11 protein-coding genes are annotated in these 14,956 nt (G+C 41.5%); 7 read left to right on the top strand and 4 right to left on the bottom strand.

Going from position 1 to position 14,956, the window contains the following annotated elements:
* Positions 1 to 324: 324 nt before the first annotated feature.
* Complete coding sequence (locus tag ACYVRA_RS04880; protein ID WP_461251630.1) at positions 325 to 1,329, top strand: RNA ligase family protein; 1,005 nt, start codon at positions 325 to 327, stop codon at positions 1,327 to 1,329.
* 198 nt (positions 1,330 to 1,527) lie between these two features.
* On the opposite strand, the gene ACYVRA_RS04875 is transcribed toward ACYVRA_RS04880, so the two are convergent.
* Both ACYVRA_RS04875 and ACYVRA_RS04870 read right to left on the bottom strand, forming a co-directional pair.
* Complete coding sequence (locus ACYVRA_RS04875) at positions 1,528 to 4,134, bottom strand: polynucleotide kinase-phosphatase (RefSeq protein ID WP_461251629.1); 2,607 nt, start codon at positions 4,132 to 4,134, stop codon at positions 1,528 to 1,530.
* Positions 4,131 to 5,576, bottom strand: a complete 1,446-nt coding sequence (locus tag ACYVRA_RS04870; RefSeq protein ID WP_461251628.1) for a 3' terminal RNA ribose 2'-O-methyltransferase Hen1 — start codon at positions 5,574 to 5,576, stop codon at positions 4,131 to 4,133. Before ACYVRA_RS04870 ends, ACYVRA_RS04875 begins: the two co-directional genes overlap by 4 nt.
* 209 nt (positions 5,577 to 5,785) lie before the next feature.
* Between ACYVRA_RS04870 and ACYVRA_RS04865 the strand changes: the two genes are divergently transcribed.
* Positions 5,786 to 7,612: a DUF262 domain-containing protein gene (locus ACYVRA_RS04865; RefSeq protein ID WP_461251627.1), complete on the top strand. Its 1,827-nt coding sequence runs from the start codon at positions 5,786 to 5,788 to the stop codon at positions 7,610 to 7,612.
* A 4-nt stretch (positions 7,613 to 7,616) separates the two neighbouring features.
* Positions 7,617 to 10,007 carry a GmrSD restriction endonuclease domain-containing protein gene (locus ACYVRA_RS04860; RefSeq protein WP_461251626.1) on the top strand — a complete coding sequence of 797 codons (2,391 nt, stop codon included), beginning with the start codon at positions 7,617 to 7,619 and terminating at the stop codon, positions 10,005 to 10,007.
* A gap of 72 nt (positions 10,008 to 10,079) precedes the next feature.
* Here ACYVRA_RS04860 and ACYVRA_RS04855 read toward each other — a convergent pair whose 3' ends face one another.
* Complete coding sequence (locus ACYVRA_RS04855) at positions 10,080 to 11,444, bottom strand: CCA tRNA nucleotidyltransferase (protein ID WP_461251625.1); 1,365 nt, start codon at positions 11,442 to 11,444, stop codon at positions 10,080 to 10,082.
* A gap of 68 nt (positions 11,445 to 11,512) precedes the next feature.
* Here ACYVRA_RS04855 and ACYVRA_RS04850 point away from each other — a divergent pair, with 68 nt between their 5' ends.
* From ACYVRA_RS04850 to ACYVRA_RS04840, 3 genes are all read left to right on the top strand, one after another.
* Positions 11,513 to 12,163: a thiamine diphosphokinase gene (locus ACYVRA_RS04850; protein WP_461251624.1), complete on the top strand. Its 651-nt coding sequence runs from the start codon at positions 11,513 to 11,515 to the stop codon at positions 12,161 to 12,163.
* Positions 12,164 to 12,343: 180 nt separating this feature from the next.
* The gene (locus ACYVRA_RS04845) at positions 12,344 to 13,213 is read left to right on the top strand and encodes a bifunctional 5,10-methylenetetrahydrofolate dehydrogenase/5,10-methenyltetrahydrofolate cyclohydrolase (RefSeq protein ID WP_461251623.1); all 870 of its coding nucleotides are present in this window, start codon (positions 12,344 to 12,346) and stop codon (positions 13,211 to 13,213) included.
* 7 nt (positions 13,214 to 13,220) lie between these two features.
* Positions 13,221 to 13,601: a hypothetical protein gene (locus tag ACYVRA_RS04840; protein WP_461251622.1), complete on the top strand. Its 381-nt coding sequence runs from the start codon at positions 13,221 to 13,223 to the stop codon at positions 13,599 to 13,601.
* A gap of 232 nt (positions 13,602 to 13,833) precedes the next feature.
* On the opposite strand, the gene ACYVRA_RS04835 is transcribed toward ACYVRA_RS04840, so the two are convergent.
* Positions 13,834 to 14,187 (bottom strand): helix-turn-helix domain-containing protein, encoded by a 354-nt coding sequence (locus ACYVRA_RS04835; RefSeq protein ID WP_461251621.1) that lies wholly within the window; start codon positions 14,185 to 14,187, stop codon positions 13,834 to 13,836.
* A gap of 245 nt (positions 14,188 to 14,432) precedes the next feature.
* Between ACYVRA_RS04835 and ACYVRA_RS04830 the strand changes: the two genes are divergently transcribed.
* Positions 14,433 to 14,956 (top strand): InlB B-repeat-containing protein (locus tag ACYVRA_RS04830; RefSeq protein WP_461251620.1); only part of this gene is annotated, 524 nt, incomplete at its 3' end.

The following is a 14,956-nucleotide window of genomic DNA, read 5'->3' as shown; positions in this document are numbered from 1 at the left end:
AAATCTCACAAAGGACACAAAGGGAGAGAAGATCACGAAGAGGAATCTGAGGTTGCCGTTCGTTATCTTATCGTGAAGCTCACATATAGCCTTCGAACAACCTTTCTTCGCCTTTGTGTTCTTCTCTTCCTTCGTGTTCTGCGCACTGTCGGCTGCCTAAAGTCAGCCTTGCTTTTATTTTAAACAGCGGTGTTTATTGGTGCTACATTATGCGGCATTTTTCATCCACACGGCTTCGCCGTGCGTTTGATTAACGTGTGTGAAATCTTCTGAAGGGTTTACAAAAAGAGATTTCTATCATTATAATTGTCATTGGAGGAAAATATGCGGTCATTGGTAACAATTCAAAAAGTAAGGGAAGTCACTGCCATTCCCGATTCGGATTTTCTTGAGCTTGCCCATGTAATGGGGTGGCAGTGCGTCGTTAAAAAAGGCGAGTTTAAAGCCGGTGATATGGGCGTTTATTATGAAGTTGACAGTTTTCTCCCACTAGACGAGCGTTATGAATTTTTACGCGCTACTTCATACCGCGACAATGTTGACAACGGCAAGGGTTTCAGAATCCGCACGTTAAAAATGCGCGGCCAGCTTTCGCAGGGGCTCTTTTTGCCGCTTGAAAAATTTCCCGAACTCGCGGGTTTAAGCGAAGGCGCGGACGTTACGGAAAAACTCAACGTAAAAAAATGGTACATTCCCGAAACGGCGAACGCGGGCGGCACAATTATCGGAGAGCGCCCCTACGGCATTCCCGCTTCCGATGAAATCCGCATTCAATCCGCGCTTGAATTGCTTGAGGAGCTTAAAGGGAAACCGTACTATATCACCACAAAAATGGACGGCACTTCCGGGATTGTTTATTATATCGACGGAAAAATCGGCTGTTGCAGCAGAAACAAAGAGATAAAAGACGAAGAGTCTTCCTTATATTGGACGCCGGTTTACAAATACGGTCTTAAAGAAAAGTTTGCAAAGTTCGGCAAAAACATTGTTATTACAGGAGAGATATGCGGCCCCGGAATACAGAGAAACAAATTGCGTTTAACAGGCATCGATTGGTACGTATTTGACGTAAAAGACTGGGACGCGGGAAAATATTTTCCCTACGATGAAGCCGTAAAATTATGCGCCGAATTAGGCCTCCCAACCGTCCCCCTTGAAGAGCGAGGAGAGCAATTTGATTATTCGCTAGAAACTCTGCTTGAAAAAGCAAGAGGCAAGTACCCAAGCGGGCTTGATAAAGAGGGAATCGTAGTACGCAGCACGCTTTCCCCTAAAGCAATATCTTTTAAAGTTTTGAATAACGACGCGCTGCTGAAAGAAAAAGATTAATCAAGAAGAACTCACACAAAGAACACAGAGAAAGAGAAGATCACAAAGGCGAAGAAAGGTTGTTCGAAGGCTATATGTGAGCTTCACGATAAGATAACGAACGGCAACCTCAGATTCCTCTTCGTGATCTTCTCTCCCTTTGTGTCCTTTGTGAGATTTATACGCTTATCTTTTTGTGTGGTTCGTGTGGTTAGTAGTTTAAAGCCTCGGGTCAACACTTTCGTTTTCAAGAGCCAATACCGCGAAGACACATTCGTGATAGCGGTAGAATGGTTCTTTGTTGACAAAACGTTCAAGGGATTCCATGCCAAGGGCGAATTCAGAAAGGGCAAGTTCCTGTTTTCTGCGTAGGGAGCGTTTTCGCAGCCGGTCAAGGTGGGCGTTAGTCGTGTAATCGGGACCGTAGATGATACGAAGGTATTCGCGCCCTCTGCACTTTACCGCCGGCTGCAAGAGAGCGTTTTTGTCACGGGCGATGAAGTCCAGAGGTTTGACTACCATGCCTTCGCCGCCTGAGTTGGTAAGATTGAGCCACCAGTCAATAGCGGCGGCGACGGAGGAGTCATCGTTTAAATCGACTGTTAGGTGATTAGTAGCGATAAAAATCGGATCATTGCCTGAGGTGATATAATCGCGGATCACGGACAGATGGCGAAGATGGTTTTCGTCATGCCAGACTTTGCCTTCGGTAGCGAGAATGTGAAAGGGAGCGACGCGGTAGTCATCTGCCGAGGATATTGGCCAGCAATAACGGCGGTAGGCTTGTGTATAGCGTTCAAGACATTCAAGGCGGTTCTGATAATCTTCCAATACCGCGGAAAGGTTCATATCGCCCGGAGTTCCCGATTCAACTTTTATATCAGAAATATCGCCGCCGTTATACGACATTTTTGCCGCCGTAAGCGCCGAGACCGCTTTGGCAAGGCCGCCTCTGCCAGCCGTGCCTGTTGGGGCGTATTGTTCCAGAATGAGGGCGCGGGCTTTAGCCGACCAAGGCATTAGTTCAGCGTCTAAACACACCCAGTCAGTGGAAAATGCGCCCCAAAAATCTGAATTATTCAAAGCGGTTTGCAATCGGGTTAAAATCGCCTGTTCGTGGGTTTTTTCAGCGCCCGCGAAAAAGTGGCGGCCTGTGCGAGTGTAAATAATACCCGGAACATTTTCCGGCAGTGAATCGCCGTCAATACCGAAGCGGGTTTTAGCGGTTTCACTGTTTTTGCAGATAACGATTACCGCGCGGGAGCCCATGTGTTTTTCTTCGCAGATGATTTTTGAAACACCGTGTTTTTTGTAATAGCCAAAGGCTTCAAGCGGGTGTTCCAAAAAAGAGTCAAGGCCGCTGGTTCCGCTTGGAGACATGGTGGGCGGCAAATAGATAAGCCAGCGGGGATTCGCTGAAAACCTGCTCATTATTTCCAGAGTAAGGGAACTTGCTTCCTCGCTTATGGCGACCTCGCGGTACATCCGGGTACTGACGCGCCGCCTTCCCAGAACATCCGCGATATCGGGTTCATTGCAACCGTTAGCTGAAATGGCGTTGTAGTTCAGGGGTTTGATAGAGGCATAGTATTCACGTTTGGCGGGAACTTCGATCAATTCGCCTTCGGGGTAACGGTAAGCGCTAAGTTTTCCGCCAAAGACGCAGCCTGTGTCAATGCAGATTGTATTGTTAAGACTTCGGGCTTCCGCGGAAGGGATATGCCCGTAAACAACCAGCGCCTTGCCTCGGTATTCTTCAGCCCAGTTGAGTCTGACAGGAAGGCCGAACTCGTCGGTCTCGCCGGTAGTGTCCCCGTACAGGCAGAAACCGCGCACCCTGCCGGAACTGCGCCCATGAAATTTTTCGCAGAGGCCGGCATGTGACACAACAAGTTTGCCTTGATCCAGCACATAATGACTGACCAGCCCGTCAAGGAATTGCATTGCCTTATCAATAAAAGTTTGAGGTTCCTGTTCCAATTCTTTTACGGTGAGATCCAAACCGTGAGTCAGTTTAACGTCGTTTCCACGCAGTTTGCGGAGCAATTTTACATCGTGATTGCCCGGAACGCAGAGAGCCGCTCCTGACTCAACCATGTTAATCACAAGACGCAACACTGGCGCATTGGCAGGCCCTCTGTCGCATAAATCGCCAAGAAAAATCGCCCTTCTGCCATTAGGCGGCTGGGCTGTGTGAGATTCCCTATCCACCGCATAATCAAGTTTTTCCAGCAATTCAGTAAGCTCATCGTAACATCCGTGAATGTCGCCTATTATGTCAAACGGGCCGATTTCGTCGCGTTTGTCATTCCAAAGTTTAGTCCTGACAATTTCCACGGAATCAACTTCTTCCTGAGAATGTAAAATATGCACATAACGGAAGCCTTCTCTTTGCAGATTGCGTAAGCTTTTCGCCAAATCGCGGGCGTGTTTTCTAACAATGTTAGGCGCTACATTGCGATCTGGTCTTACGCGGTTACGTTCAATGCATAAATCTTCCGGCATATCAAAAACAATGGCGACTGTAAGCACGTCGTGGGAGCGGGCAATATCGATTATTTTTTTTCGCGCGAATTGTTGGACGCTGGTCGCGTCAATGACAGTGAACCTGCCCCGCTCAAGCCGCTTGCTTGCGATGTAATAAAGACTGTCAAACGCAGCTTCAGTCGCGCTCTGATCGCTTTCGTCATCGGATACTAGCCCGCGAAAATAATCCGAGCTGAGTACCTCGGTGGCTTTAAAATGTTTTCTTGCAAAACTGGATTTGCCGCTGCCAGACGCTCCCACCGTGGCGAGGAGGCACAGTTCGGGGATTTCTATTTTCATACTGCGTCCTCCGCCGCGTCTGGCGTTTGTTTTTGAGGCGCGTTCTTTTTAAAAATGGCCATTTGAGTCGGCGTGTTTTTATTTTCGTCCTGTTCGCCAATGTCTTCATAACGAACCGAGTAACCATTACGGGCGGCGGCGGAATCTACCCACGCGCGGAATTGGACGCGGTTCCATTCAAAACGATGGTCGCCGTGGCGAAAACGATTTTCTCTAAGACCCGTGTAATTTACATTATAGTCAAAGTTTGGAGTGGTGACGATAACAGTTGTAGGAGACGCGTCGGCAAAAACAACCGATTCAAAAGAGGGAAGTCGGTTTTCATCAAGATGTTCAATCACTTCCACTATCGAGACGGCATCGTAGTTTTTAAACCGTTTATCTCTGTAACAAAGCGAACTTTGAAACAGCGTTACGCGTTTTTTTTCATTTTTCGTCATGCGGTCAAGTTTAAGAATATCGGCTGCCCTGCTTAAAACAACGGCGGATACGTCTGTTCCCGCTATGGCGGTAAAACTTTTTTCCTTCATCAGAAGCTGCAACAAACGGCCTTCGCCGCATCCCATGTCAAGTACCGATTTGGCGCCGCTGTCTTTCAATTCGCCAAATACGGCGGCTAACCGCTGATCATTTAGGCGGGGTATCTTTACCGTTACCGCGGGTTCCGATTCACCTTCCGCTACAGGATTTTCCGCGCCGCCTTCGCCGTTATCAATGCGGTTAAGCCGCTCAAGAGCCTGCCTTGTAAAGTGTCCCAGTTTTGTGAAATAACGCCTTGTAATAAAATTTTTTTCAGGGTGGTTTTCCAGCCAGCCCGAACCGTGGGCAAGGAGTTTGTCAACTTCCTTCTCATTTATCCAGTAATGTTTACGGTAATCAAAAACAGGAATCAATACATAGATATGCCGCAGAAGTTCCTGTAACTTTACTTTCCCCTTGATAGTCAAGTTCACATAACAACTGTTTCCCCATTCGGGAAAATTATCGTCTAAAAGGCCGCTTTCCCATTTAACTTCGTAACCTAGCGGCGCGAAAACTTTTTCCAGCATACTGGTATCGCCGCGGCAAGGCAGCATGACAAGAGTGGCGGAAAGTTCAAGAGCAGTGTCCGCCAGCGCCTGATTTTTTTCACAGCGGCCTGCCATGGCGGTTCCGTAAACGCGGCAAATTGCCGTACTCATAAATGAAGATGAAACATAGGGACGATCATTTACATAATCAAACAACCCGCCTCCTGTGGAACCTTGTTTCCCGCGGGCAAGGTCAAGCGGGTCCATGTCTAATAACAGAGCGGCTGTACAGCGGTTCGCGCTTACCTCAGGATAAAAAACATGCGCTTTGCCAAAGCTAAATTCGGCGGTTTGAGGACGCGATGGATTTTTATGGAGCAGATAGCCAAGCTCGGTGGCGTTCTCTCCTGTGTATGTTATTGTTAAAAGCATAGGTTATTTGTATTGTCCTATTTTTGAAGATTATTTGCAAGATGAGAGAAATTACAGGTAAAATTTCACACAAAGAACACGAAGAAACAAAGAACACAAAGGGGGATCAAGGGTTTTTGTCCATTATCTTATCGTGAGGTTGTCAAGCCCAGTTTATTAACAATGAATTTTTTACTTGACAAAATGTTTTTTAAAGAATAAAATGAAACATGGGAAAAAATGAAGAAAATGGATTAACGGCTATATGTGAGTTAATGGGAGAAACATTCACAATTCCCCATTATCAACGCGGTTACAGATGGGAAGAGCAGGAAGTAACTGAACTATTGGACGATTTATGGGCATTTTATAAAGACAAAGAAAGCGGTGATTTTTATTGTTTGCAACCGATTGTTTTAAGGAAAAATGAAAAAGGTAATTATGATGTATTGGATGGTCAACAACGGCTAACGACATTGTATCTTATTTTGGTAAGTCTTGAAGACAGAATAAAAGAAGATTACCCTTTATATAATTTATTTCATTTGAATTATGCTACAAGAAATGAATGTGAGGATTTTTTATCAACGAAAAAATTTTCCAATGGTGAAGTTGATTCATCAAACATTGATTTTCATCATATTTGTAAAGCTTATAAGTGTATAGAAGGATGGTTCAAAGATAAAAAAAATCATGGCGCAAAAGGCAAGTTGCACCAAATCCTTTTGGATAAAACAGGAGAAGATAGAAATGTAAGAGTAATTCGCTATGAAGTTGAAAAAGAGACAAATCCTATTGATGTTTTTATTAGGCTAAATGTAGGAAAAATTCCGTTGACAGATGCGGAATTAACAAAAGCATTACTTTTACAATCGGATAAATATCCTACTGAAGAATTGAAGTTTATCAAGATGAAACTTTTTAACATTGCAACTGAATGGGATATTATCGAAACCACCTTACAAGAGGATGCATTTTGGGGCTTTCTTAATGATCCTTCGAATGAAAAAAGTTCGCATATAGAATTTATTTTTGACCTGCTTAGTAACAAAATAAATACAGAGAAAAAATATTTTGAACCAAAACCAAAGAAGTATGCGACATTCCTTATATTTTCAAAATATTTACAAGATTTAATTGATAATGGAATTGATGGAAAAAAGTTATCAAGAATAGAGGCAGTAGAAGAAATATGGAACAAAATAATTGAGTATTTTGAATATTTCAAGGAATGGTTTCAGGACAGAGAGCTTTATCATTATATTGGGTTATTTATTGTTTTAAAAAGCAATAAAACAATTGATTTAATAATTCAAAAGGAAAAACAAATTACAAAACCTGAATTCAAAAAATATTTAAAACAAGAAATTGCTACGATTGTTAAAACAAGTACATCCATAGATAAATTAGTTTATGAAGATAACAAGGGCAGAAATACAGACTATAAAAATATTTTTAATATTTTGTTATTACACAATGTTCTTACGACATTAAAAAACGAAAAAGAAAAACCACGTTTCCCCTTTGAGCTTTACAAAAGACAGGAATGGAGTTTGGAACACATTTACGCCCGTAATTCTCAATCATTGACCGATCCTGAAAAACAAAAAGAATGGCTGACTGACCATATAAAATCGTTATCCAACGCAAATTATGATGATTCATATAATGAACTTATAAGAGAAATGGAAGAAATAAAAGCTCTTGAAAAGATCGATGACGGAACTTTTGAAAGCATTGAAGGTAAAGTGTATGAGACAATAGAAAAATGTTTTGAGTTTGAAAATAATGAAGATGTCCACTCGATAAAGAATTTAGGTTTGCTAGATAAGGCAACAAACAGTCAACTAAACAATTCTGTCTTTGATGTGAAGCGCGAAAAGATAAAAAAAAGGGAATTGGAAGGTTATTATATTCCCATATGTACGAGAAATGTATTTCTAAAGGCATATACCGATTATCCTTATACTAATGCATATTGGACAAAAAAGGATAGAGATGACTACTTTGAAGATATTAAAAAGAAATATAATTCTTTTATAGAATTAAAGGAATAACGATATGAATTATACATTTTTTGAACTGCAAAGCCAGTATAAAATCTTAATTCCCAAAATACAAAGGGATTACGCACAAGGCAGAGAAGATAAAAACAACGAAAATAAGATAAAAAGTTATGACTTTATCTTAAAGATTGCAAAGGTATTAAACAATGAAGCCCCTGCATTAAATCTTGATTTTGTGTATGGTTACACAGAGAAAAACACAGAAAATCAGTCTGCTTTTATACCATTAGACGGACAACAGCGTTTGACTACGTTATGGCTGCTGCATTGGTATCTGTCTCCCAAAAAGAAGGTAGGACAGAATGGTATAGAAATGATAACTGTTGCAGACGAAGTGAAAGAATGGTTAAAAAATTTTACTTACGAAACAAGAAATTCATCAAAACGATTTTGCGAAAAATTGATAGAAGAATCTTTGCCTGTTTCTGTTGATGTCTACAAGGAAATTAATGAAGCCAGTTGGTTTATGACATCTTGGAAAAATGATCCAACCGTAGTTTCCATGCTTAATATGCTCAAAACTATTCAAGAGCAGTCTTTTGATAAAGAAAAAGCGTGGGAAAATCTGGTAAAAAACAGAAAAATCACATTTGATTATATTGATATAAAATCTGATGAGTTTAAACTTACGGATGAATTGTATATTAAAATGAACTCACGGGGAAGGCCACTTACTTCATTTGACAATTTTAAAGCGCAAATTTCAGAAATTCTTTCTGCAAAAGAGACTGATTTTGTTAATGAAAAACTTCATTACGAAGGAAGAGAGGTAACATATCAAGAATATTTTGCTTTTAAAATAGATAGCGTTTGGACAGATTTATTTTGGGGTTTTGTAATACAAAATATAGACAAAATACAAGAAAAGATGCGTGAAGATAAAAAAATTGATAAGAATGAAACCCCTATAAGTTATGTTTTTATGAATTTCTTCGTTTTTGTCGAGCAGATGTGTTATTTTAAGGATAATTTAGGCAAAGAAATTTTTGATTTTAAAAGTAAAGATTTCTCTGTTTTTAAAAAGAAGGATAATACATTATTTTTATTCAATATATTGGACTTCTTATATAAAATCAGTTTAGATGAAGATCAAGTCAAAATAAACAATATAAATATTTTCTTTAACAAGCTGTTCAAAGAAGGCATAGTTGATAAACCATATCAGTGGAAAGTTCGACATTTTGATGATAATGAAGTAAATTTATTTGAAAAATGTTTATTGGAAGGAAATAATTTCGAAAATAGAAACAGTATTACTTTATTTTGTCTTGCATCTTATGCTATTAAGTATGATTTAAAGGAAGTAACAATAAAATTAATTTATTATATAAGAGTTATTCGCAATTTACTTCAGGCAACAAGGCAAAGGAAGGAAACCGTTTACACCCCAGATGTTCGTATCAATTATTTTGGTAATTATTGGAAACTATTCAATCAATTACAGGAAAAACCCAATGCTTATGAACGGTTACTCGAAGAAATAGACATTAAAGGAACTAATATTACCGAAAAAGCTTTGAATAATGAAAAAGAAAAAGCAAAAATTATTGTGGATAATGCTTCTTCAAATCAAGAGGTAATCTATGCATTATTCATGTTGGAGGATTTTGAACATTTTAAAGGATTGATACACCTATTAAAGCCAAAAGATAATGTAAGCAAGTTAATAAATTACTCAAAAGCGGTTAATGAAATTTGGAGTATAAATAATAACAAATTAATAATAGCAGCGTTGATAGCTTGTGATTTTGGCGGATTGTATATAAGAAATTGTAACTTTGATAAATGGGAAACATATATATTTGGAAAGTATAATACAATTTTAACTTACGATAAAGATAAAGAAAATGAAAATAATATTTCATTTTCTATATTAAAATTATTTGATACCTATTTATCTTTAACAAATGCTTCTGCGAGCGATAAAATCGAGCAAATAATTTTCGATAAATTAAACAGTTTAGAAGAAAAAGATTGGCGATATTATTTCTTGAAATATTATGAAAAAATGTTGAAAAATAGCAGTTATTTTGCTTGGGAAGATGATTTTGTAATTGAAAGCTTAAAAGGTGAAAGCTCAAATCCATTAGTCGCGTATCATATAAATCCATATGTTGCTACAGTATGTCTTTCATTAGACTCAAGAATGTGTGAAGAAAATGATTGTAAGGCTTTATACAGTGAAGTTTCAAGAATAATATTAAAAAATAAAGTTATACTAACTTGCGAAAATGATGGTTGGCATATTAAAATGCCAGAAGGACAAATAATTCAAGATGAATTAATAAAAAAATACAAAATTACCGATCAAAATGTCCTTTCCGAAACAAATGGAAAAGACAGGATTGAGATTGCTGTGGATTTTTGCAACGATTTGTATAAATGATATAGAGAACCTATCAGAGTCTGTATTAAAACGAATAGCGCTCCCTGAGCATGTCGAAGGGAGCTAATAACCTCACAATCTATCCCTAACCATCTTCCCCGCTATCTCCAACAACTTCTCTTTAGTATTCTGCGCGGGATCGTCAAGCACTGTTTCTAATAGTTCTTTTAAAATTATTCCCATTGTTTTTCCGCTCTCAATGCCAATCGTCATTAAATCATTTCCCGATACGGCAAGGTCTTTCAAAGTGAAAGCATGTTCCTGCGCCAAAACTTTTTTTACTCTGTTGGCAAGTTCCGTCAAGTTCATAGGTTCGGTTTCTTTTCCGGCTAATGCAAAAGAATCAGCGCGGCGCAAAAGGTAGAGGTCTTCAAGAGTACATTCGCCCGCGCGCGCGATAAAACGGCGGACGGCGGCGTCTGACCAATCTTCAGTGTAGTGAAACATATGCTCTTTTACCAAATGGCATACGCTGTCAATTACTTCGTTTGAATAGCACAACCGCCTGAGGATTTCATGGCATATATCAGTGCCAATTTCCTCGTGACGGTAAAAAGTCCAAACGCCGCTTTCGTCCATTTTGCGTACCGGCGGCTTGCCGATGTCGTGTAACAAGGCGGCAAGGCGTACTTCATGTGAATAGTTTTTTGCGGCGGCGTAATCGCAGGCTAAAAGCGAATGATCTAAAACGTCAAACTGATGAAAGCCTTTCTGCTCAACTCCGCGGCAGACGGCAAGCTCTTTTAAAAAAAGTTTCAAAAGCCCTGTTTTTTCCATCAGCGCAAAGGCGCGGGAGGGATAGGGGGAGGCGAGTATTTTATCAATTTCATCCCTCACGCGCTCCCAAGAAACTTTCGCGCTGATACCAAGAGCGCCGTTAATTGCGTCTAACGTGTTTTTTTCAATCTCAAAGCCAAGTTGCGCGGAAAAGCGGACTGCGCGTAACGGGCGCAAACCGTCTTCGTTAAATCTTTCGCCCGCGTTCCCCACGCAGCGGATTATTCCCGCTTTAATATCATCCGCCCCGTTAAAAGGATCGACTATTTCTCCGTCCGGCAGGCGCAGGGCAATGGCGTTCATCGTAAAATCGCGCCTTGAAAGGTCTTCTTCTATATTAGTTGAAAATTTGACTTTGTCTGGCCTGCGCCCGTCAGAATAATCAGATTCCGTTCTAAAAGTGGTAACTTCCGCGCTTTGATTTTTGTACAAAACAGTAACAGTCCCGTGCTTAATGCCAGTGGGAATAACCTTCCCCCCCGCGCGTCTGACAAAATCAATCACCTCTTGCGGCAGCGCGTCCGTAGCCAAATCCCAGTCGTGAATATCTTTCCCTCTTATCATATCCCGCACCGCTCCGCCCACAAGGTATGCCTGTTTCCCATTGTTGTTAAAAATAGCGGCTATTTCTTTTAATACCGGATGAATAGTCTTTATCAATTGAATATCCTTTAATGTTTTAGTATACTTTTTTTAAAGACTTAATACCACAAAATAACGGAGGAAATTTGCTAGGCATTATTTTTACAGGCGGGCAGGGGCCGAAAACGCAGGTTATAAAAAGCTTGCTTGAAACCGAAGCAAAAGACGCGATGTTTATTGCCGCCGATTCCGGTTTTCAGGCGGCCTTAAGCGCCGGAGTAAAGCCCGATTGGGTTATCGGTGACATGGATTCTATTGAAGACCAATCGCGCCTATCCGCCTGGCCGCCGGAGCGCGTTATCCGCCATCAACACGAAAAGGATTTTACCGATACGGAATTGGCTCTTTCTCTCGCGGTGGAAAAAGGCTGTGAGGATATTTGGCTGATAGGCGGCGGTGGCGGCAGAATAGACCACCTTTTTGCGATTCGTTCCCTTTTTGAAAGAGAACTTTTTCCATCCCGTTGGATTACCGACGCGGAAAACATCTTTTGCATTGACGCGGACACAACGCATAACGAACTCTCCTGCCGCATGGAAGCAAACGCCCGCGTGTCAGTGTTTCCGTTTGGCTCAGGCCCGTGGGAAGCGAAAAGTAAGGGACTTAAATGGCCGCTTGTCGGCCTTCCCTGGGATCGCGGTTTTTTCGGCTTAAGCAATGTCGCGGTAGACGGAGATTTTTCCGTAACAGCGGAAGCCGGTCGTTTCATGGTGATAACGCCTTTAGAGGAGAAATAAATTACGAAGAATTTCACACTAAGAGCACAAAGAAACAAAGAACACAAAGGAGGGATCAAGTATTATTGTCCGAAAATTATATATGGACTTCACGAATATGATAACGGACAATAACCCCCTATTCCTCTTTGTGTTCTTCTCTTACTTCGTGTTCTTTGTGAGAAATCTTAGGGGGAATAAATGTCAGCAGTGATAATGGATGGAAAGAAACTTGGGCAAAAAATACGTGAGAGCGTAAAAGTAAGAGCCGCAGCGTTACGCGAAAAGGGAATTACTCCCTGTCTTGCGGTGGTGCTTGTCGGCGAAGACCCGGCGAGCTTATCTTATGTAAGGTCTAAGGAAAAGGCGTTAGCTGAGGCCGACATGGAAAGCCTCGACATAAGGCTTCCGCAAATGACAAGCGAGGCGGAGATTCTTTCCCTGATAGCCAATCTTAACAAAGATAAAAAAGTGCACGGCATTCTTGTTCAGTCTCCAGTGCCAAAACACATTGACGAAGAAAAGATAAATGCAGCAGTCGCTCCAGAAAAGGACGTGGATTGCTTTCATCCTGTTTCGGTCGGGAATATGGTGCTGGACAGGCCCGGATTTTTGCCGTGTACGCCGCATGGCGTTCTTGTTTTTTTAAAGGAGTACAATGTTCCCGTATCAGGCGCGAATGTCGTAGTGGTGGGAAGATCTAACATTGTGGGGAAACCGCTTGCAAATCTTTTGATACGCCGGGAATACAACGCGACTGTAACTATCTGTCACACGGGAACTAAAGACCTTTCCCGCCACACTTTGCAAGCGGACATTTTGATAGCGGCGGCCGGAAAAGCGGGATTTATAAAACCGGAAATGGTAAAAGAAGGAGCGACGGTAATCGATGTGGGAATAAACCGCGTCCCCGATTCAGCCGCCGCAAAAGGCTACCGCGTCTGCGGCGACGTTGATCCCGCAGTAGCGGAAAAGGCCGCGTTTTTTACGCCTGTTCCCGGCGGCGTCGGCCTTATGACCGTCGCAATGCTCTTGCAGAATGTTGTCGAAGCTGCGGAAAAAAGTGTATAATATTGTTATGAGTGACCTTGAAAAAATAGACGATATTCCGTCAACGTCAAGTTTATCCAAACTTGGGATTTCCGCTATCGGTTACGCCGCCGGCGGAATTTTTCTCTTCCTCCTGAACATCTTTGCCCGCTTCAAAGTTTTTGGGCTTATCATTGGAGGAATTGTCTGCCTCGTCGGCATTGGCTCTCTTATGTCAAAAGACCCGGCGGACAGAAAAGCCGGTTTTCTAATCACGGCTGCGGGCGCGCTGACAATACTCTCTAAAGCGAGAATCCCTTTTTTTACCGCCATTTCCGGCACTCTCCTGAGCATCGGCGCAATCGGCCTTCTCGCGCTTGGCATTATAAACGGGATTAAATTTTTTATCGGGTTGAAGAAGAGATCGTAATTTTTTATCACGAACCAACACTAACTTTTACTTTCGTATCTTGTCGGTGTTCGTGAGTAAGCATTGATCGAACATACATTCTGACCACTAAAACACATTAGAAAAAGTATCATCGAAAAAGTCCTATTTATGTGTTTTAGTGGTCAGACGGTAATGAGCATTTTACCACCTTCTAATCTGTTGAAACATTTATGGTGTTTCAACAAACTTACCTGTGTCAATCACCTTTTTTTTATTTCTTTTTGCTTTTATATTCTTCGGTTAATGTTTCTTTTACGGCTTCTTTTACCGTATCTTTTACGGCTTCACTTACTATCCTTTCAATATTGCCTACAAGAGTGTCATGAAGCCGTTCCATTGCATCTTCTGGGGAAGGTTTAAGAACAAACAGTTGATACGTTTCGATATTTAGAGCGTTTGCGAGACGATCTAACATTTCAGGGGTAGGAAATTTCCGAGATACTTCAATCATGGCAATATATTGGGTGGTTATATTGGCTTTTTCTGCCAATTTTGCTTGAGATAGGTTACATTTTTTGCGATTTTCTTTGAGATTATTTGCCAATATATCCCTAATACCTATCATTTTTAGCCTGCTTGCTTGTCAATGAGACGATAATAAATGCTTTATGGGCATTGACAAGCGTCATAAAAGCCACTATAGTTGCTCTAAAGACGCTCATTTTGGGCTTTTTTATGTTTCTTTAGAGGCAATTCAGGAAAACGTCCTATTTTATAGGTAAAACAGGGACAAGCAAGGAAATAAGCCCGTATAAGGCTTATATGGAACAAAAGCATTCATGCCGTTTAAAGCATGAAAGGAGGATTTTTATGAAAAAAACAACAAAGATGTTGTTCAACATTATCGCCATCGTGGCGGTAATTGGATTTGGAATTATTGGGTGCGACAACGGCACTGGCGGTGGCAATGATCCTGTAACCTACCCCGTAACCGTCAACGGCGGCAACGGAAGCGGCAGTTATGCGGCAGGCGTAACCGTAAGCATTAGCGCAACAGCGCAATCGGGACAGACGTTCACAAACTGGACAGTCAATTCAGGCGGCGCAACACTGGCAAATCCAAACAGCGCAAGCACCACATTCACCATGCCGGTAAACGCTGTAACCGTTACGGCAAACTTTACAGGCGGTGGCGGTAACAACGACAACACAAGCAATACAAACCCCGATGTAGGAACTGGAACTATTGAAAGCAGAAAGTACCGGATGGAAGTGTATAATATCAGCTCTTCAACTTCCACTTACCTGATAAATACTTACGCCGGTAAAACTTTGCAGGATGTCACAAGAGCCGATGTGGTTTCCAGAGGTCATACCGCAGCTAACACCTATAC

Source organism: Treponema sp. R8-4-B8 (assembly GCF_054786175.1).
This window is presented reverse-complemented; position numbering and strand designations above follow the sequence as displayed.